The organism is Brevibacterium marinum, from assembly GCF_011927955.1.
Taxonomy (GTDB): domain Bacteria; phylum Actinomycetota; class Actinomycetes; order Actinomycetales; family Brevibacteriaceae; genus Brevibacterium; species Brevibacterium marinum.
Genome location: NZ_JAATJN010000001.1, coordinates 1,679,763 through 1,698,752 on the forward strand (window position 1 = coordinate 1,679,763; position 18,990 = coordinate 1,698,752).

Sequence of the window (18,990 nt, forward strand, 5' to 3'; positions counted from 1 at the left end):
GAGGAGACCGACATGACAGCAACTAGGGCCACCGCCATCTCTCTGCGAGGTGTCGAAAGGCGATTCGGCGATGTCATCGCCGTCGATGGGGTTGATCTTGATATTGCGGAAGGGGAATTCTTCTCGATGCTCGGTCCTTCCGGGTCGGGAAAGACCACCGTTCTTCGACTGATCGCGGGATTCGACGAACCTACGGCAGGGTCGATTGAGCTCTCGAGTCGACCTGTGCATCAGCTGGCTTCCTACGACCGTGACGTCAATACGGTCTTCCAGGACTACGCTCTCTTTCCGCATCTCAATGTGATCGAGAACGTCGAATTCGGCCTGCGAGTCCGCAAGGTGGCGAAATCTCGACGGCGGCAACTGGCGCGGGAAGCGCTCGAGCGGATGCAGCTGGGTGCATTCGAACGCCGCATGCCCGGCGAGCTGTCGGGCGGACAGCGGCAACGCATTGCGCTTGCCCGCGCCATTGTCGTGGATCCGAAGGTTCTCCTTCTCGACGAGCCGCTTGGAGCGCTGGACAAGAAGCTGCGGGAGCAGATGCAGGTCGAACTCAAGGATCTGCAGCGTAACCTCGGCATCACCTTCGTCTTCGTCACTCATGATCAGGAAGAGGCGCTGACCCTTTCAGACAGAATCGCCGTTTTCTGTGACGGACGGATCCAACAGGTCGATACGCCCGAGAACCTCTATCGGGCACCAGCCACCGAATTCGTTGCGTCATTCGTCGGGACATCGAATCTCTTCGACGCCGACCATTCCCGACGTCTGCTGGGTATGGATGGGACGTTTACGATTCGCCCTGAGAATCTCCGCGTCGGCAGCCCCGGAAGTGGGAGTGACGGACGGCTCTCTGGAACGGTGCGCAATCGGATGTTCGTCGGAGCGAACCATCGGACAATCGTCGGGGTCGACGACCTTGAGGTGTCTGTGCTCGAGCCTGCGGACTCGCCCAGTCGTCGACTGGGTGAACAGATAGTTCTTGATTTCAACGATTCTGACGTTCGGAAAATCCGGACGGCCGAAAAAGCTGCGGCACCAGCCGCACAAGAATAAGGAGAACAGTGAACATGGCACTGACAAAACGCGCCAAAGGAGGCGTGGCCCTGGTGGCGGCGCTGGCGTTGACGTTCGGAATGAGCGGATGCGGGACAGCGTCGGGTGACAACTCTGAGAGCGAGTCCAAAGAGCTCAAGGAACTCGGTGACCCGGAAGGAGAAGTCTCGCTCCTTGCGTGGCCGGGGTATGTAGAGGACGGGTCGAATGATCCCAATGCTGACTGGGTGACCCCTTTTGAGGAGGAAACAGGTTGCACGGTCAACGCACAGACATATGGAACGAGCGATGAAGCCTTCAACCTCATGAAGCAAGGCGGCATCGATGTCGTTGCCGCCTCGGGCGATCTCTCTCTGCGCCTGATCGCTGCGCAGGATGTGCAGCCGATCAACAACGATCTCGTTCCCAATTACGAGAACGTCTACGACTTCCTCAAGAACCGGGACTGGAACTCTATGGACGGAAAGAACTACGGCGTTCCTCACGGGTACGGGGCTAATCTCCTGATGTACAACAAGAAGGAATTCGACAAAGCACCGACCTCCTGGGACGTCGTCTTCGACAAGGCCGATGAGCATAAGGGCAAGATCACGGCCTATGACTCGCCGATCTACATCGCCGATGCCGCAGTCTATCTCATGGAACACCAGCCCGACCTGGGGATCAAGAACCCATACTCACTTGACGAGGATCAATTGAATGCTGCCGTCGATCTGCTCAAGGAGCAGGGCCCGAACGTGGCGGAGTACTGGTCGGACTATCTGAAGTCCCTGCAGGGGTTCGAAAACGGATCGGTCGTGGCCGGCACAGGTTGGCAGGTCACGATGAATGAACTCGATCCCAAGAAGTTCGGTTCGGTGCTCCCTGAAGAGGGAACCACCGGCTGGAGCGACACCTGGATGATCTCTTCGGAGACTGATCACCCGACCTGTTCATACAAGTGGCTCGACTACATGTCCAGCGCGAAAGGTTCGGCAGCTGCCACCGAGTACTTCGGTGAAGCTCCGAACAATCCCGGTGCATGCAAGGAGGCCGAAGATCCCAAATTCTGCGATACCTACCACGCCGGCGACGAGAAGTACGCCGAGGGCATCTGGTACTGGACGACTCCGATCTCCGAGTGCCTGGACGGACGAACCGATGTCGAATGCACCGACTACGCCGCGTGGACCAAGGCGTGGCAGCAGATCAAGGGGTGAACACAGATGAGTCAGGTCAGCAGCATCGACAAACGACTTCAACCTCCCCCGACATCAGTCTGGAGGCGCCTATCGAGCTTCTTCGGATCACATCGACGGCTGGCGCTGACGGTGCTGCTGGCTGCGCCGCTGACTTGGCTCATTCTCATCTACATCATCGCACTGCTCCTGCTCCTCGTCACAGCGTTCTGGTCGACTGACAGCTTCACCGGTCAAGTCGTTCAGGATTGGACTTTGGGCAATTTCAAGGCGGTGTTCACTGAAGCACTGTACCGGGCGGTGACGATGAGAACTCTCATCATTGCCGTATCGGTGACGATCATCGATGTGCTCATCGCGCTTCCCGTCGGGTACTTCATGTCCAAGGTTGCCGGCCCACGGCTGCGAGGAGCATTGGTTGTCGCCTTCCTTATGCCGTTGTGGGCCGCGTACCTGGTCAAGGCATACGCGTGGCGCACCATCGTGTCGCCACACGGTCTTCTCGACTCGATCGGCGGGTCGCCCGGATTGGGTCTCGTCGCAACGATCATCACGATGTCCTACATCTGGCTGCCCTACGTGGTGATGCCGGTCTACACCGGATTCGAACGGATTCCGGACAGCCTCATCGAAGCAGCCGGCGACCTCGGCGCCAAGGGATGGAAGACGTTCACTGCGGTGATCATTCCCTTGGTCTGGCCTTCGGTCATCGCGGGTTCGATCTTCTCGTTCTCACTGACTTTGGGTGACTACATCGCCGTGCAGATCGTGGGGGGCTCGCAGCAACTGCTGGGAACGCTGATCTACTCGAATGTCGGCACCGGTGGCAATATGCCGTTGGCCGCAGCCACAGCGTTCATTCCTATCGTGGTCATCCTCATCTACCTGACAGCCATTCGCCACACCGGTGCGCTGAAGAATCTTTAGGACACACAATGAGAATTCCATTCCCGGTCAAAGCCGTTCTCAGTGCCATAGTCTGCGCGGTTCTGGCTTTCGTCTATATTCCCTTGATCATCGTCGTCATCAACTCCTTCAACGCCAGCCAGTCTCTCGGCTGGCCCCCGCAGTCCTTCACCTTCGAATGGTGGATCAGGGCGTTCAGCGACCGGGGCGCGCTGTCTGCGTTGGGGACGAGTCTCCTCGTTGCAGCGTGCGCGACAGTGATCGCACTCGTCCTCGGCACGCTTGCGTCACTGGCGCTCGACCGATTCGAATTCTTCGGCAAGGAAGCGGTGAACCTGCTCGTCGTTCTGCCGATTGCGCTGCCGGGGATCATCACCGGTATCGCGTTGAACAACGCATTCACGACCATGCTCGGGTGGAAACTCGGCCTGCTCACCGTGATCACAGCGCATGCGACATTCTGCATCGTCACGATCTACAACAATGTCTTTGCCAGGATGCGCAGACTCTCCGGAAACCTCCGCGACGCGGCGATGGACCTCGGGGCGGATTCCTTCACCACGTTCCGTCTCGTCACCTTCCCTCAGCTGCGTAGCGCGCTGCTCGCCGGTGGCTTGCTCGCATTCGGACTCTCATTCGACGAGATCATCGTCACGCAGTTCACCGCAGGGGCCGGTGTGCAGACCCTGCCGATCTGGATCTTCGACAATATGTTCAGACCCAATCAGGCTCCGATCGTCAATGTCATCGCGACATTCCTCGTCATCGTCTCGATCATTCCGATCATGCTGGCGAACAAGATCGGAGGCAAGGCAGCCACCGGGGCAGCCTGATCGCCAACGTCATCTTTCAACTGTGCGCAGTACAGTGGCAGGGTATCGAATACCGCAATTCATGAACAGAGGCGCACATGAATGAACCCGACGCGATCATTCGAGCTTTTCGACCGGTTCTTGGCCACGAGAAGGGTCTCGCTTCACGGTCGTCGCCAGCTCAGCACTCGCGTAGCGTAGATGAGTGAGTCCGAAGCGGCCGCCGCCGCGAACGCGGCCACGAACTCTACGACGTTCGAAGTCGTAGCGCGGGCCGGCTTCGCAATGAATGGCGTGCTTCATGTGCTGATAGGCGTCATCTCGATTCGAGTCGCGACCGGTCACGGTGGGAAACCGACTGAGGCGAGTGTCATGACCGAGGTCGCCGACCTGCCTGAGGGGTTCCTCGTGCTCTGGGCTGCGTTTCTGACTTTCGCAGCTCTGGCGGTCTGGCAAACGTTGGAGGTCGTGTTCGGCCACCGATACCGGTCCACACACAACCGCGTCATCCAAAAGGGGAGCTCGATCGGACTGACCGTCATCTATATCGCCCTCGCGGTTGCCACTGCGACGTTCGCGCTAGGCGGGTCCGACAGCAGAAGCCGTGCAAAGAAGTCGCACCTCAGCTTGGAATTGATGCAAACGCTGCAAGGGCGGCTGATGCTGGCCGCAGTCGGTGCGGTGATATTCGGCTTCGGTGTATTCTTCATCGTCAAAGGCATCCGGCGCGGCCATCGTAAGAACCTGAAAACCACGGACGGAGGATTCGGGACGACAGCCGTCATCCTTGGCGCTATCGGCTATCCAGCAAAAGGCGCAATCGTCTGCTTCGCCGGAGCGCTCGTGGCCTATTCGGCCTTCGCCTTCGACCCGTCAAAGGCCGAAGGCGTCGGTGCCGTGTTCCAAACCATGCGCCAGCAGCAGTTCGGGCCCGCATTGCTGACCGCAGCGGGCTGTGGGCTCATCAGCTATGGGCTCTACCTGGGTTGCCGGGCGAAGATCGGCACGATGGCAAACGACTATTGAACGATCAATAGCCAGACAGATGTGCCAACACTAGACTGATTCGCATGGATGAACGCCCCCGCGAACGTCTTGACCCCACCAAGATCCGCGATCAGCCCGCGCTCAGGAGTTCGTCCGGAACGGTGTGGATCGTCTCGGGCGGACTGTTTCTGCTCGTCATTGCCATCGTGCTGGCATGGGTCTTCGTCAGCAGCGGAACAGCAGCGCCGCTCGTGATCGCGACCGGCGCTGTCGTCGCTGGGCTCTACGTTGTGCTGCTGCTCGTCCGATTCCTGGTCCGACCCGGCAAGGTGCGGCTGCGAATCATGGCCGCGGCGATGATCGGCATGGCACTGATCGCGGTCCTCGGGCTGTTGGCGAGCGTGGGAGCCGAATCAGTCAGCCTCCGGTGAAGCCGACGAGGTGTCCGTTCAGTTCCGTTCGTTGGAGTATCGTCTGCCCTGATCGAGCAGTGCCCCGATGGCCACAAGCACACCGGCGATCACGAGCACCCAGCCGACTCCGGTCGTGGAATTGCTCGGCGACGACACTACCAGCGACAAGGCACCCAGCGGTGCCAGTCCGCCGGCCACTGCGGTGCCGATCTCGCGTGCGGTGCCGACACCTGCAGACCTTGCTTCAGGTGGGAATTGGCGAGAGAGGAACGATCCTTGGGCGGAGAACATCATCGGCGCCAGCACGCCCGTGCCAATCGCGATGGCGAGGTAGACCATGAACGTGCTCGACTCCTGAAGCAGGGCGAGGAAGACGAAAGCGAAGACTGCGGAAAGGACGCCGCCAGTCATGATCACTGTCTTCGAACCGAACTTGTCGCACATTTCCCCGAAGGCCGGGACGGTGACGATGGCGACCATTCCCGCCACCATGACTGCTCCGGAGGTGACGTTGGCCGAGACTCCTTGGAACTCGTCGAGATAGGCCAGCGAAAACGTTTTGAAGATGTAGCTCACCGCGTTGTAACCGATGGCGATGATGAAGACGACTGCCAGGGGGCGCCAGTGATGGACGAAGACATCGAAGAACTTCGGCGCAGCCTTCTCCTCATTCTCAATCTTCTCTTCGACTTTCTGCTCGAATTCCGGAGACTCCGGCAGGGAAGACCGGATCCACATGCCGACGGCGACGAGGATAACGGAGATGATGAACGGAATCCGCCATCCGCCGGACATGAGGAACTCATCGCCTTGCAAGGTCAGGATGAAGATCGTTGCCGAGGAGAGCACGAGTCCGATGTTGAGACCGAGTGCCGGCCACGCGCCCTGGCGCCCGCGGCGTGATTCGTGCGCATGCTCGTAGGAGTTCACCGCTGCGGAGGCGTATTCGGCGCCGGCCCCCATGCCCTGGAACACTCGCAGGGCCACCAACAGGACCGGTGCCCACACCCCGATGCTGGCGTAGGTGGGGAGGAGGCCGATGCAGCAGGTGGAGATGCCCATGAGAGCAAAGGTGATCACCAGCACTTTCTTTCGCCCCAGGCGATCCCCGAGGTGGCCGAAGACGATGCCGCCGATGGGGCGGGCAATGAATCCGACGGCGAATGTTGCGAAGGCCGAGAGAGTGCCTGCTTGGCTGTCACCCGCCGGAAAGAAGATTGTGCCGAACACGATAGACGCCATCGTTGCGTACAGGTAGAAGTCGTACCATTCGACCGTGGTGCCGACAATGGTGGCGACGGCGACTTTGCGCAGTCGCTTCTTCTCATCTTGCGGGCCTTCATCGAGGACGCGCAGCGGCTGGGAGTTCGCCTCGTTGCGAATAGTGTTCATGCGGATCAGTTGTCTTTCTGTTCTGAGTTCGGTGTAGACGGAGCGAGGTTCTGGGCTTCGGTGACGACGTCGAGGATGTGCTCGGCGATGGCCATCGACGAGGTGGCCCCGGGCGACGGGGCATTGCGGATGAGGGTGGCGCGTCCCTGCTGCTCGATGACGAAGTCGTCGAGCAATTCGCCGTCAGCATCCATGGCCTGGGCTCGGATGCCGCGGGGGATAGGCTTCGAAACGGCACCTCTTAGGGAAGGCACGTATTCTGCTGCCCCTGCCAGGAACTTCTTCCGTGAGAGCACGGCACCGAATTCGTGCACAGCGGCCTTCATGTTCTGTGCTGCGAACTTCCAGAAAGCGAGGTTTGAGGCCACTCGTATGCTGTCCTTCACTCCGATTTTCCACCCCGAATAGTTCTCTCGTCCGAAGGACAGGAAGGCGTTGGGGCCAATGAGCATCTCACCGTCGACGCGTTTGGTCAGGTGCACGCCGAGGAACGGATAGGCGGGATCCGGCACCGGATAGACCAAGCCGTTGAGGATGGTTCGGTGTTTGGGCTCCAGTTGGGAGTACTGTCCGAAGAACGGCACGATCGTCGGGTGGGCAGCTCCGCCGGCCATCTTTGCGACCCGGTCGGACTGCAATCCTGCGCAGGCGATGACGAAATCGAACGATTCGACGTGCTTCGTGCGGTCGCCTCGGCGGGTTGAGCTGTCGACGGTTGTGACGGTGCAGCCGTTGGCCTGGATGTCGATGTCGACAACTTCAGAATTGAGATGGATGGTGCCGCCGTGTGCGCGTACGTCGTCGACGAACGACCGGGTGATGGCAGCGTAATCGGTGATTGCGGTGTGAGGCGAATGCAGGGCGAGCCGGCCGACGGAATTGGGCTCGATCTCTCGGATTCTCTCGGGGCCGATGAGTTCGACGTCCGGCACTCCGTTGGCCACGGCCCTTTCGTGGATCTTGCGCAGTCGCTCTTCTTCGTCGGCATGCAGTGCGACGACGATCTTGCCGCACTCGTCGTAGGGGAGGTCGTTTACCGTTGCGTAGTCTCGGAGCAGATTGACTCCACGGCGGCACAGTCGGGCCTTGAGACTGCCCGGTTCGTAGTAGAGCCCAGCGTGAACCACACCGGAGTTGTGCCCTGACTGATGGGCAGCCACGTGGTCAGCCTTTTCGTACACGGTGACCAGGGCATCGGGATAGCGCTGAGTGATCTCCCGGGCGATGGCGGCCCCATTTATTCCGGCGCCGATCACTGCGAATGATCGTCGTGTGCCCTGCTTGTGTTCTGTCATCGTGTACCTGTTTCCCACCCGGTAGTCCGTGTGTCCGGTTCTGCTCGTCTCAAGCGCCGCTCGGTGCAGGCGGTGAGACTCGCACCACAGCAGCTTTCAGGTAGCCTAACAGCTTGCATGTAGCATGCAACTCGTCAGGCGTCGCTACACCAGTGGAGATATGTGCTGCTCAGTCGGAGATCCACGCGAGTCGAGCCCGCAGGTCATGCTCGCCGAACTCCGGGCGCCGACGGGTTTCCTGGTTGATGAGCGTCTCGGCGGTGTTGTAGATATGACGTCGCATCGCCGCCGCAGCCGCCTCGGGATGTTGAGCCATGATCGCGTCGAAGATGTCGACGTGATCAGCAAAGCATTCTTGGCACGAGCGAGATGTCGGAACAGTGCCCACACCAGTCTGCAGAACCATATTGCGCTGCTCGTGCAGGACATCAGCGGCACGGGTGTTGCCTGCCATCGCAAGCACTGCGGAATGGAAATCACGATCGGCGCGCAGCGTAGCTTCGGGGTCGTCGGTGTCGGCGGCGATCTTGAAATCTGCGTACTGGGCGTCGAGGTTCTTTCGTGCGTCCCTATCCGGGTTCAGCGCGGCTTTGCGAGCGAGTGGAACCTCGATGATCATCCGCAGTTCGAAGCCGTCGATGAGTGACTCGATATCGGTCTCGAGAATCCGGATGCCGCGATTCGGTTCGATGCTCACGAGGCCGAGGCGAGCGAGTTCGGCCGTGGCTTCGCGCACAGGCGTGCGGGAAACCCCAAGCCACTCGCCGAGGGCTGTGGCCGAATGAAGGCTTCCAGTGGGCAGCTCGCCGGCAACGATGGCTTGGCGCAACCGGTCTGTGGTCTGTTGGGTCAGCGTCGGCCCGCGGTTGACGATGGACATGCTTCGATTCTGCCATGCCGCAGACGCGACGACCGCCAGCGGTCCGTGTGAGTGGGAATTCGGTTGTGTGCGGTTCCGAGAACCGCACACTCGAATAGCTCAGCTGCTGGTCGAGTAGACCGTGCGCGAGCCTTCGGAGCCCGCTCGGCTGCAGTTGCGCTTCCGGGTCTCCGGGCTCGTGCCCCGAGCCTCGGAGACCTTCCGGCCGCCGCGGTTCCCACGGGTGCCGTCGTTGCCGCGGCTGCGCTGGGCGCGTGCAGGAGGGCGGCCCTCCTGCGAACTCGCGGCGCTGTGTCCTCGACCGGATTGACCGGTGCGGGTCGCTTCGCCACCGCGGCTGTTCTCAGCGCCACGACTGTTGCTGCCGTTGCCGCCACGACTCGTCTCTCCACCGCGGCCGTTCCCTCCACCGCGACCGCCACGGCGTCGCCGGGAGGAGCGTTTCCCACTCTGGCCCGGCTCCGTCTTCTTCTTCGGCTGCGGTGTCTCCTTCGGCTCCGGGGCGACGAAGGCCGCGGTTTCACCGACGAGTTCGGCCACCTCGGCGGATTCGACTGTCACCTTCTTCGGGCTGACCTTGATGGCGGCCTTGCGCAGCAGGGCCAGGGTGTCCTTGCGCTCTTCGGGCACCATGACCGTCACGACTTCACCGGAGCTGCCGGCACGGGCGGTGCGACCGGAGCGGTGGAGGTAGGCCTTGTGCTCGGTCGGCGGGTCCACATGGACGACGAGCTCGACGGAGTCGACGTGGACACCTCGGGCGGCGACGTCCGTGGCCACGAGCACGCGCACATCCCCGTCGCTGAACGCCGCGAGGTTCCGGTCGCGCGCTCCTTGTGACAGGTTGCCGTGCAGATCGACGGCCGGAATGCCCTGGGCCGTGAGCTGGCGGGCGAAGCGCTTCGCTCGGTGCTTGGTGCGGGTGAAGAGGATGCGGCGGCCGGTGCCGGAGGCCAGCTTGTGGATCAGTTCGTTCTTCTCATCCACGGGCACCTCGAACAGGTGGTGGGTCATGGCCGAGACGTGGGAGGAGGGGTCGTCGACGGAGTGGAGCACCTCGTTGTGGAGGAACCGGCGGACCAGCTTGTTCACGTCATTGTCCAAGGTGGCGGAGAAGAACATCCGCTGACCGTCGGCCGGTGTCTTCGCGAGAATGCGAGTGACACCGGGGAGGAACCCCATGTCTGACATATGGTCGGCCTCGTCGAGGACCGTGACTTCGATGTCCTCCAGGGAGACAAGCCCCTGCTGGAGCAGGTCTTCGAGTCGTCCCGGGCAGGCGATGACGATGTCCACCCCTGCGTTGAGTGCGGTTTCCTGGCGCTTCTGCTTCACTCCGCCGAAGATGGTCGTGGTCGTCATGCCGTAGGCCTGGGCCAACGGGTCGACCACGTCAGTGATCTGGGTCGCGAGTTCACGTGTGGGCGCCAGGATGAGACCCCGTGGAGGGCGACCCTTCCTGCGGCCGGCCGACTCGGAGGCCGCGAGGCGAACCACCATGGGGATCGCGAAGGCGAGCGTCTTGCCGGAGCCGGTCTTCCCTCTGCCCAGCACGTCACGACCGGCGAGGGTATCCGGAAGGGTGTCCTGCTGGATGGGGAATGCCTGGGTCTTGCCCTCTGCCTGGAGATGCTTGGTCAGCTCAGCAGGAACGCCGAGCTCGGTGAAGGAGACTGGGGCGGCATTTCCGCTCTCCGGCGCCGCGCCTTGTGTCGGAGTATTGCTTGTGGTTCGGGGCTTGGATGATCGTCTCCTCCTGGAGGAGGCACGTGTGCTTTGGGTATTGGTTGAAGTGGTGATGGAATGGCCCTTCGACGTGCCGGAGGGCAAGCTGCCGCCATCGAATGGTGACGCTCAGCCGCTTCCGGGCAAGGTGTGGGAACGACGTTTGACGTTCTCGATCGCCGAGAGAAAGTGGCTTCGCAATCATGCGCCGGAAATCATTCACGGCCGCAGAGACGAGACGTCCTGACGACGCAGGGAACCCTGGGTGCGGGTTCGCAAGTGGTACCAGCATACATCCCTCGGAGCTGTCGGTTCCACATGGGCCTGCCACATCGGCCTTCCACCTGGGGCTCTGGCCGCATGCGATCGGGCGCGCCGATCACACGGCCTTGGTCTCCGACTGTGCCTCGACTGTCGACGGACGCTCGACCTTTGACGGGCGTTCGACTGTCGACTGCGCCTTGACCTGCGACGGACGCTCGACCTTCGGAGGTACCGCCTCGGGCAGGTCGTCGAGTCCGTCATCGATGGGGGAGCGGGTGGCATCTTCGAGCGTGAGTCCGGCGGTGTCCAGCTTCGGTCGCATCCGGTCGGGAAGCGAGGTGTCGACGATGTCCGCGGGCTGCCGACGTCGCTTCGGCCAATTGCCGGTGACCCGTGCGCCGAGCGTCACAGAGGCCCAGCCGATGACCATGCCGGCGATGTCGTCGGCGATGTAGTGCCACCCGAAGTAGAGCGTGGCCACAACCGTGACCCCGAAGAAGATCCAGGCCGCGGTCCTTGTCAGCTGTCTCCGCGCAGTGCGCTCCAGGAAGAGCGCGGCGGCGAATGTCACGGATACATGCAGTGAGGCGAAGGCGGCCACCCCCTGGATCGACTCGCTGGTGGCCGGGGCGGCAAGGAAGTCGAGCCGGTTGGCGAGCAGGACCTCCTGCAGTTCGCCGACACCGGTTTCGGGGAGCCGACTGTACGAACTGGGGTGGGTGAAGACCGGCCCCAGCGAGGGCAGGATGTAGTAGCTGACGGTGCCGAGCACCCAGTTGAGACACAGCGTCGTCGAATACCAGGCGCCGATGGCGAGGTTGCGACTGAAGATGAGGACGACGCCGAGGCTGATGGGAACGAGCGGAAGGTAGGAGAGGTAGACGACAGAGAGGAACTCAGCCATGATGTCCGTGCCGAAGAGACCATGCAGGATCATCGCAGGGTCGTGCCCTCCGCTCAGCCAATGGTCTAACCGCAGAAGGTCCTGATCGAACAGGGTGCCTTCGCGAAAGATCGGAAGGACGTTTTTGAGGTTCCGGTAGCCGATGTAGCAGATGTAGAAGCTCAGCAGACCAGCACCGATGCACAGGAACCGGTGGGCATTCCACTCCTCCTTCACGACCTCTCGGATCGTGGTCGGCAGCTGTCTCCAGCCGCTTCTGCGCAGCGCATCCACGACGAGCCCCGCGCCGATGATCAGCAGAGCCATCAGCGGCAGACGGACAAATGAGGGCCCGAGGAAGCCATCGGGGTCCTTGAGCGGAACATCGAGATAGAGCGACGAGACTACGGCTGCTGCGCCGACAACGATGGAGAGTCCCAGGGCGAATGCGTATGGCCACTGTCGGATCTGAGTCATCGGCACAGAATATTGTCCTTTGTTGATGCGACGATCCGAATTCTCTTGACAGACCCTGATGGGCATCGTGGCGGCGATCACGAGATCCGATCATCCGAGGCAGGCGGAATCTGGGTGGTTGCCGTCGCTCTGACGAGGGTTCCCTCCTGCTGAGGGCAGGTCCACAATGGCGGAGAAGGCGATTTCTGCTCGCGTGCAGCCGCATGCGCAGTCAGCCGTCTGGAAAGAGCGCAATCATCACCAGCACCACTTTCGATGTTTCGCTCGACCAAGCTCAGGGGGCCGTTGACGCAGGGCGACGACGAGCCCTCGAATTGGACCTGAAGATGAATGTCGCCGTGGTCGATGCGGGCGGCAACCTCAAGGCCTTCGCCCGGATGGACGGCGCGTGGCTGGGCAGCATCGACATCTCGATCAAGAAGGCCCGGACTGCTCGCTACTTCGATATGCAGACGGCCGATCTCAGCCCCACGGTGCAGCCGGGCGAACCGCTCTATCACATTGAATTCTCCAACGGTGGACTGATCACCTTTCCCGGGGGCATCCCCTTGACCCTCGACGACGGCACCGTGATCGGCGCCGTCGGCGTGAGCGGATCCACCGTTGACAACGATCAGGCCGTCGCCGAGGCGGCCGCGGAGGTGATCGTGATCTCCTGATGAAGGCAGTCGTGTACAAAGGGCCCCGCGAGATCGCGGTCGAAGACGTCGAGGACGCGCAGATCCAGAACCCGACCGACGTCGTCGTTCGCGTCACGTCGACCGCGATATGCGGCTCCAACCTGCACATGTACGAAGGGCGCACGGATGCCGAACCCGGAATCACATTCGGGCACGAGAACATGGGCATCGTCGAAGAAGTCGGCAAAGGCGTCGCTCGCGTCAAAGCCGGCGACCGCGTCGTTCTTCCCTTCAACGTCGCCTGCGGATTCTGCGACAACTGCCGTGCCGGCAAATCCGCGTTCTGCCTCACGGCCAACGAACCGGGAACGGCTGGCGGTGCATACGGATACGTCGGGATGGGCCCCTACGGAGGCGGGCAGGCCGAACACCTGCGCGTGCCCTTCGCGGACTACAACTGCGTACCGCTGCCACAAGGCGATGAGCACGAGAAGGACTTCGCGATGCTCGCCGACATCTTCCCCACCGGATATCACGCCACGGAGCTGGCCGGTGTGCAGCCCGGGGAAACGGTCGCGGTCTACGGCGCCGGACCGGTCGGGATCATGGCGGCCTACTCCGCTCGTCTGAAAGGCGCCAGCCGCATCTTCGTCGTCGACCATGTGCCCAGCCGATTGGATTTGGCCCGCGACCTGGGGGCCGAGCCGATCAACTTCGACGACAGCGACCCCGTCGAACAGATCACCGACGCCCTCGACGGCTACGGCACCGATCGCGGGGTCGACGCCGTGGGATATCAGGCCACAGCCGCCAACGGCGAAGAACAGCCGGCCACGGTGCTCAACCAGCTGGTGGGAACGGTCCGCCACACCGGTGGAATCGGTGTCGTGGGGCTCTACCTGCCCTCCGATCCGGGCGCTCCGGACGAGCACTCGGCCAAGGGCGAGCTGCTGGTCAAGATGGGTCGACTCTTCGAGAAGGGACAGTCGATCGGCACGGGCCAGGCCGACGCCAAACGCTACGCTCACCGGCTGCGCGATCTGATCATCGCCGGTCGCGCCGAACCCGGCTTCGTCGTCTCCCAGGAGCTGCCGCTGACCGATGCTCCCGACGCCTATGCCAGATTCGACAAGCGCGAAGACGGCTACTCCAAGGTGCTCCTGCGCCCCGGCATGGGATGATGGACACACCCCGGAGATGAAGGAGCGGCCTGCCCACCGATGTTCGAACTCAACGATGCCGACACATGCACAATGGATGTCGACGCAGGCAGGGCAGACGAGCTGCTCCGGGGTGGTGCCCTCGACCGGTTGGGCACGGTGTTCCGGCACCACGCCGCACAATGCAAAGGCGGGATGCAGTTCAGCGTCTACCGGGCCGGTGAACCGGTCGCCCGGTTGAGGGCAGGTGTCGCCGGCAAACGCGCGGACACCTCGGCGAGGGCGTGGGACGAACGGACCCTGGCTGTCTTCTTCTCCGGCACCAAAGGCCTGGTCGCGACCATCGCGGCCAAGGCCGCGGGGGAGGGGCTGCTGGACGTCGACGCCCCCGTCGCCGACTATTGGCCGGAGTTCGCGAGAGCGGGCAAGGACACGGTGACCGTGGCGCAGGTGCTCTCCCACACCGTGGGACTGCCCTTCGTCGATCCGGACCCCTCGCTCGATGCCGAGGACCGACCGCGTGCCGATGACGAGCGATGGGCGTTCCTCGACTCGAGGAGAATGGCCGACATCCTCGCGCAGCAGGCTCCGCTCTGGGAACCCGGGACGAAGATCGCCTACCACGCGATCACCTACGGGTACCTCATGTCGGAGATCATCCTCCGCGCCACCGGCCGCAGCGTGGCTCAGTGGATGCACGCCGATCTCGCCCAGCCCTACGACCTCGACCTGCACCTGGGGCTGCCCGCCGAGGACGAGGACCGTGTGGCTCCGATCTTCCAGGCACCGGGCTATTCGATCTCGACCTACCTCAAGGACGATCCGAGACGCCGCAGCGTCATCGACCGCATGTACGCCTCACTGTTGGCGCCGAGTCTGCCGATGAACTCCCGAGCATTCCACGTCGCGGAAGTCTCGGCCGGGGGAGGGATGGGCAGCGCCGATGCGATGGCGAAACTGTATTCGCTGGTGGTCACTCCCGGTCGCCTCGGCGGAGGAATCGTCGCGACCGAGGCCATGGAACAGGCACTGCGCACGCGCTCGGAAGGACTCGACGTCCTCAACGATCGACCGCTGCGCTTCGGCCTCGGTTTCGAACTCGCCGACCCGATCGGAACCTACGGACCCGTCGAGCATGCCTTCGGACATTCCGGTGCGGGCGGGAGTCTGCACGGGGCGTGGATCGACGAGGGGCTCGGGTTCTCGTTCCTGTCCAATGAGATGCTCACGGAAGACGTCGACCGACGGGCGAAGGACCTGCTGGACGCGCTCGCCGGGAGTTAGACACGGCCAGGGCAGAATCCGTCAGCAGCCGGTCCAGACAACGGCGTGGCCCGTACCCGCTTCGTCGTCGCTTTGGCCGGCTGCGACATCCTGTTCGGACAGTGTGTAGGCGGTGGCCGAGTCTCCGCCGAGTGTCGGCAGCACAGTCACGTCGCCATCACGGACGAGCGCAACCTTGCCCTCATTCGTTCGGGCGGCCACATGTCCCGAGCTGGTGACTGCCTGGGCGCTCTTCAGATTGGCCGGCAACTCTTCGACGGTCTTCTCCTCGAGATTCCACAGCACCTGTGAACCGTTGTCGATGTCCACGTCGGAGAAGCCGACGGCGTAAGGTCCGCTGACGTCCTCCGCCGCCGACAGTGGGCGATCATCGATCTTCGGCAGCTTTCCATGGCTGTCGTCCGGGTGCCAGACATAGGCGTCCGTCCCCTCATCCGGGACGCCGACATTACCGACCACGGTGCCGTCGTTGCCGATGGCTCTGGCACTACCGTCGCCTCCCGCCGGCGGCAGCTCTTCTGCCGTCTGCGGGGTCTCGGCCGACCAACGAAGTCCGGGGGCGCTGCTGCCGGTTTCGACCGCATACCCGACAGCATCGCCATGGTCATTGAGATCGGTCACCGTCGCGTCTGCGCCCGCCGGCTCGCCCAGCTCGGTCATCTCCCCGTCCTCGTAGATGAACGAGGTGCGATTGCTCTCGCCGTGCTCGAATCCGAAACCGGCCACCGATCCGTCGTTGTTGACGGCGGCGACGGACACACTGCGCAGGTCGACCTCGATCTGCTCGAACTCGCCGTCGTGCCATATCCCTGGCAGCTCCTCGCCATCAACGGTGGCGTAGCCGACGAGGTGCTTCCCATCGTAGGACCCTGCCCTGACCCACGAGGTGGTGGCTCCGTTCGGAACCGGGAGTTCCTTGACCGAGCATTTGCCTCCACCGGTTCCGTCGGCACTTCGAGCTTCGGCCTCGCCGACGAACGGCGACGTCGTTGTCGTCATGACCAGGGCCGCCGCAAGCAGCGATCCTTTGACGGCTGCTCCGCCGCGTGGTCGTGATGTCATGGTCTCTTGCTTCATTGCAACTCCCTGATTCGACATTTCGGGCCAATATAGTGGTCATCAGGGACGTTGACAATGCCTCTGGGGCTTCCTCTGAGGCTTTCGGTACCCCCGTGTCAGCCGGCACGGAGAGTGCCACGCTGAAATATCCTCATGATCGGCATGCTGGTCTTCAGGAAGCGACGGAGAAGACAATGCTCATCATTCTTTGGGTCGTGGCGGGGATTCTCCGGCCCACAGCGACGCCGGTCAGTCAGATCTGGGCACCGACCGGAACGGCACATCCTCTGTAGTCGTCTGCACGCTCCATCCGCTCTCCCAGCGGTTGGCTTCAGGATCGACATGCGGGGTGGCAATGTCCTCCCGACCGGCGCGTTTGGTCCGAGTCGACACGCCGACTCTGGCGTCTCGGGCTTCGATGATGTCCTCGTTCGCCTGTCCATCGGCGGTGAAGCCCATCATCAGCTGCGGAACACCGTAGGGAAAGTCCTCGCGGTCGTATTGCCACGTATGGAATGTCTTTCCGTACGTCGACACCAGATCCTCGAAGTAGGAATGTTCGGCGATCTCGGGCACGCCAGGGGCCGTGAGGATGCCCGACTTCACCTCATAGTGATGGCTGTGCCACAGCTTCTTCTCAGCAGCCGGCAGAGAGCGGAACCGCTCCTCGCTGATGATGTACTCGATGCCGATCAGTCGGGCATCGGCGGCATTCCGATCGAAGATCACGCATTGGTGGAGGTCATGGCGCAGATGGATGCAGAAATGTGCGGCCTCGACCTGCCGCCCCATGTCATCGGCGTACATGTGCAGACCGTTGAGATACGTGCTCATGGCCTCGACCGGGTATTTCGTCTGCAGCGCGCCTGATGCCAAGTCCAGCAGACGGTGCTTGAGGGGATGCCCTCTGCCGACTTCGGCCTTCGCAGCCAGCTGCCGGCCCAGAGTGGCACCCAGCGTAACCGCGGTTCTGGCGGCAATGCCGAGCCCGAGGGATTTCAGCTGTGGGGTGTCCATGTCCCCACGTTACTGCGCTCCGAACGGTTTCGTCAGCCCCTTCCGCGTGGTGCCGACGACCGAACGTGACCCGCAATCTTAGCCGACGACCGACTGTTCGAAAAGGGGTAGCAGAGGCGGAGTACGTCTGGGACGGTGACGATATGGGCCGACCCAGATACTACGGTCCTGTGCACATTGTCTCGGTTCCAAGAGAGGAGCCATTATGAGTTCGAAGTTCACAACCATCAATCCCGCCACCGGTGAGACCGTCAAGGAATTTCCCACAGCCGATGACGCGGAGATCGCAGCCCTCATCGAGGACTCGGCGACGGCATTCCAGACATGGCGGACTACTCCGGTCGAAGACCGAACCCCGCCGCTGTCCCGAGCCGCCGACCTCATGGATGAGCGCAGAGACGAACTCGCCGCAATGCTGACACTCGAGATGGGCAAACTTCCCGACGAGGCCGGAGCAGAGGTCGACCTCTGCGCGCGGATCCTGCGCTACTACGCCAAGGAAGCCCCACGGCTGCTGGCCGACGAGACGCTGTCGCCGAACAGCGGAGGCCAGGCGGTGCTCAAGCACGAGCCGATCGGACCCGTGCTCGGAGTGATGCCGTGGAACTTCCCCTACTACCAGGTGACGCGGCTGGCCGCACCGAATCTGGCCGCGGGCAATACGATCATCCTCAAACACGCCTCGAACACACCTCAATCCGCTCTGGCGTTCGAACAGATCATGACCGATGCCCTGCTCCCACAGGACTGCTACCGCAACGTCTTCGCCGACAACGACCAGATCCAGACGATGATCGCCGACGAACGCATCAGGGGCGCCTCCCTGACCGGTTCGGAAGGCGCCGGTTCGGCAGTGGCCGGGGGCGCCGGCACGAACCTCAAGAAGTCGATTCTCGAACTCGGCGGCAGCGACCCCTTCATCGTCCTCGACGCGGACGACCTCGACGCCGCGGTCGAAGCGGCGGCAGCAGGTCGCATGACCAACTCGGGACAGAGTTGCATCGCCTCGAAGCGTCTGATCATCCTCGACGACAGCTACGACGAGTTCGTTCGGCTGCTGACGGAGAAGATGTCCCAGTTCGTCGCCGGCGACCCGAACGACCCCGCGACGACCATGGCACCGCTGTCCTCCGAACAGGCGGCCGCCGACCTCATGGAGCAGGTCGAGGACGCCATCGACCACGGAGCACAGGTGCACACCGGCGGCAAACGCGTCGATCGGCCTGGGGCCTTCGTCCAACCGACGGTACTGACGGGAGTGACCCCGCAGATGCGGGCCTACTCGGAAGAGCTGTTCGGTCCCGTCGCCGTGGTCTACTCCGTGGCAGACGAAGATGAGGCCATAGCCTTGGCCAATGACTCATCGTTCGGCCTCGGCGGTACCGTCGTCAGCGCCGACATCGAGAAGGCCCAGCGCGTCGCGGACCGAGTCGACACCGGGATGGTCTGGATCAATCAGGCCACCTGGACCGAACCGGACCTGCCCTTCGGTGGCACGAAGCGTTCCGGTGTCGGTCGCGAACTCGGCGCAGAGGGAATCCAGGAGTTCATCAACAAGAAGCTCATCCGCACCCCCTGACTC

The 18,990-nt window shown here is 62.5% G+C and carries 18 protein-coding genes; 11 read left to right on the top strand and 7 right to left on the bottom strand.

The features are described 5' to 3' along the window. The first annotated feature begins 12 nt into the window (after window positions 1-12). From BKA07_RS07370 to BKA07_RS07395, 6 genes are all read left to right on the top strand, one after another. Window positions 13-1,056: an ABC transporter ATP-binding protein gene (locus BKA07_RS07370; RefSeq protein ID WP_167950329.1), complete on the top strand. Its 1,044-nt coding sequence runs from the start codon at window positions 13-15 to the stop codon at window positions 1,054-1,056. A gap of 14 nt (window positions 1,057-1,070) precedes the next feature. Continuing rightward, window positions 1,071-2,255: an ABC transporter substrate-binding protein gene (locus BKA07_RS07375; RefSeq protein ID WP_167950330.1), complete on the top strand. Its 1,185-nt coding sequence runs from the start codon at window positions 1,071-1,073 to the stop codon at window positions 2,253-2,255. Between the two features lie 6 nt (window positions 2,256-2,261). Further along, on the top strand, window positions 2,262-3,161 hold the full coding sequence (locus BKA07_RS07380) for an ABC transporter permease (protein ID WP_167950331.1): 900 nt from the start codon (window positions 2,262-2,264) through the stop codon (window positions 3,159-3,161). Window positions 3,162-3,169: 8 nt separating this feature from the next. After that, window positions 3,170-3,973 carry an ABC transporter permease gene (locus tag BKA07_RS07385; protein WP_167950332.1) on the top strand — a complete coding sequence of 268 codons (804 nt, stop codon included), beginning with the start codon at window positions 3,170-3,172 and terminating at the stop codon, window positions 3,971-3,973. A 180-nt stretch (window positions 3,974-4,153) separates the two neighbouring features. Next, entirely contained in the window at window positions 4,154-4,978 is an 825-nt protein-coding gene (locus BKA07_RS07390) for a DUF1206 domain-containing protein (protein ID WP_167950333.1), read from the top strand. Window positions 4,979-5,022: 44 nt separating this feature from the next. Next, window positions 5,023-5,370 carry a hypothetical protein gene (locus tag BKA07_RS07395; RefSeq protein ID WP_167950334.1) on the top strand — a complete coding sequence of 116 codons (348 nt, stop codon included), beginning with the start codon at window positions 5,023-5,025 and terminating at the stop codon, window positions 5,368-5,370. A gap of 18 nt (window positions 5,371-5,388) precedes the next feature. Here the strand turns inward: BKA07_RS07395 and BKA07_RS07400 are convergent, their stop codons facing one another. From BKA07_RS07400 to BKA07_RS07415, 4 genes are all read right to left on the bottom strand, one after another. After that, entirely contained in the window at window positions 5,389-6,744 is a 1,356-nt protein-coding gene (locus BKA07_RS07400) for an MFS transporter (RefSeq protein WP_167950335.1), read from the bottom strand. 5 nt (window positions 6,745-6,749) lie between these two features. Then, a complete protein-coding gene (gene lhgO / locus BKA07_RS07405) occupies window positions 6,750-8,039 on the bottom strand; it encodes an L-2-hydroxyglutarate oxidase (protein ID WP_167950336.1) in 1,290 nt (429 codons plus the stop codon). Window positions 8,040-8,208: 169 nt separating this feature from the next. Beyond that, the gene (locus BKA07_RS07410; protein WP_167950337.1) at window positions 8,209-8,919 is read right to left on the bottom strand and encodes a GntR family transcriptional regulator; all 711 of its coding nucleotides are present in this window, start codon (window positions 8,917-8,919) and stop codon (window positions 8,209-8,211) included. 99 nt (window positions 8,920-9,018) lie between these two features. Then, window positions 9,019-10,560 (bottom strand): DEAD/DEAH box helicase, encoded by a 1,542-nt coding sequence (locus tag BKA07_RS07415; RefSeq protein WP_245162127.1) that lies wholly within the window; start codon window positions 10,558-10,560, stop codon window positions 9,019-9,021. Window positions 10,561-10,657: 97 nt separating this feature from the next. Between BKA07_RS07415 and BKA07_RS07420 the strand changes: the two genes are divergently transcribed. Further along, window positions 10,658-10,891, top strand: coding sequence for a hypothetical protein (locus BKA07_RS07420; protein WP_167949059.1), 234 nt, complete (start codon window positions 10,658-10,660; stop codon window positions 10,889-10,891). A gap of 132 nt (window positions 10,892-11,023) precedes the next feature. Here the strand turns inward: BKA07_RS07420 and BKA07_RS07425 are convergent, their stop codons facing one another. After that, the gene (locus BKA07_RS07425) at window positions 11,024-12,268 is read right to left on the bottom strand and encodes a phosphatase PAP2 family protein (RefSeq protein ID WP_167950338.1); all 1,245 of its coding nucleotides are present in this window, start codon (window positions 12,266-12,268) and stop codon (window positions 11,024-11,026) included. Between the two features lie 203 nt (window positions 12,269-12,471). On the opposite strand from BKA07_RS07425, the gene BKA07_RS07430 reads away from it, so the two are divergent. Genes BKA07_RS07430 through BKA07_RS07440 form a run of 3 tightly spaced genes read left to right on the top strand, consistent with a single transcriptional unit; the run spans window position 12,472 to window position 15,332 of the window. Continuing rightward, complete coding sequence (locus BKA07_RS07430; protein ID WP_167950339.1) at window positions 12,472-12,927, top strand: GlcG/HbpS family heme-binding protein; 456 nt, start codon at window positions 12,472-12,474, stop codon at window positions 12,925-12,927. Next, window positions 12,927-14,069: a glutathione-independent formaldehyde dehydrogenase gene (locus tag BKA07_RS07435; protein WP_167950340.1), complete on the top strand. Its 1,143-nt coding sequence runs from the start codon at window positions 12,927-12,929 to the stop codon at window positions 14,067-14,069. The genes BKA07_RS07430 and BKA07_RS07435 overlap by 1 nt, the downstream gene beginning before the upstream one ends. A gap of 39 nt (window positions 14,070-14,108) precedes the next feature. After that, entirely contained in the window at window positions 14,109-15,332 is a 1,224-nt protein-coding gene (locus BKA07_RS07440; protein ID WP_167950341.1) for a serine hydrolase domain-containing protein, read from the top strand. 21 nt (window positions 15,333-15,353) lie between these two features. On the opposite strand, the gene BKA07_RS07445 is transcribed toward BKA07_RS07440, so the two are convergent. Then, on the bottom strand, window positions 15,354-16,409 hold the full coding sequence (locus BKA07_RS07445) for a hypothetical protein (RefSeq protein WP_167950342.1): 1,056 nt from the start codon (window positions 16,407-16,409) through the stop codon (window positions 15,354-15,356). A gap of 231 nt (window positions 16,410-16,640) precedes the next feature. Further along, window positions 16,641-17,408 (bottom strand): OBAP family protein, encoded by a 768-nt coding sequence (locus tag BKA07_RS07450; RefSeq protein ID WP_167950343.1) that lies wholly within the window; start codon window positions 17,406-17,408, stop codon window positions 16,641-16,643. Window positions 17,409-17,613: 205 nt separating this feature from the next. Between BKA07_RS07450 and BKA07_RS07455 the strand changes: the two genes are divergently transcribed. After that, window positions 17,614-18,987: an NAD-dependent succinate-semialdehyde dehydrogenase gene (locus tag BKA07_RS07455; RefSeq protein ID WP_167950344.1), complete on the top strand. Its 1,374-nt coding sequence runs from the start codon at window positions 17,614-17,616 to the stop codon at window positions 18,985-18,987. Window positions 18,988-18,990 lie beyond the last annotated feature (3 nt).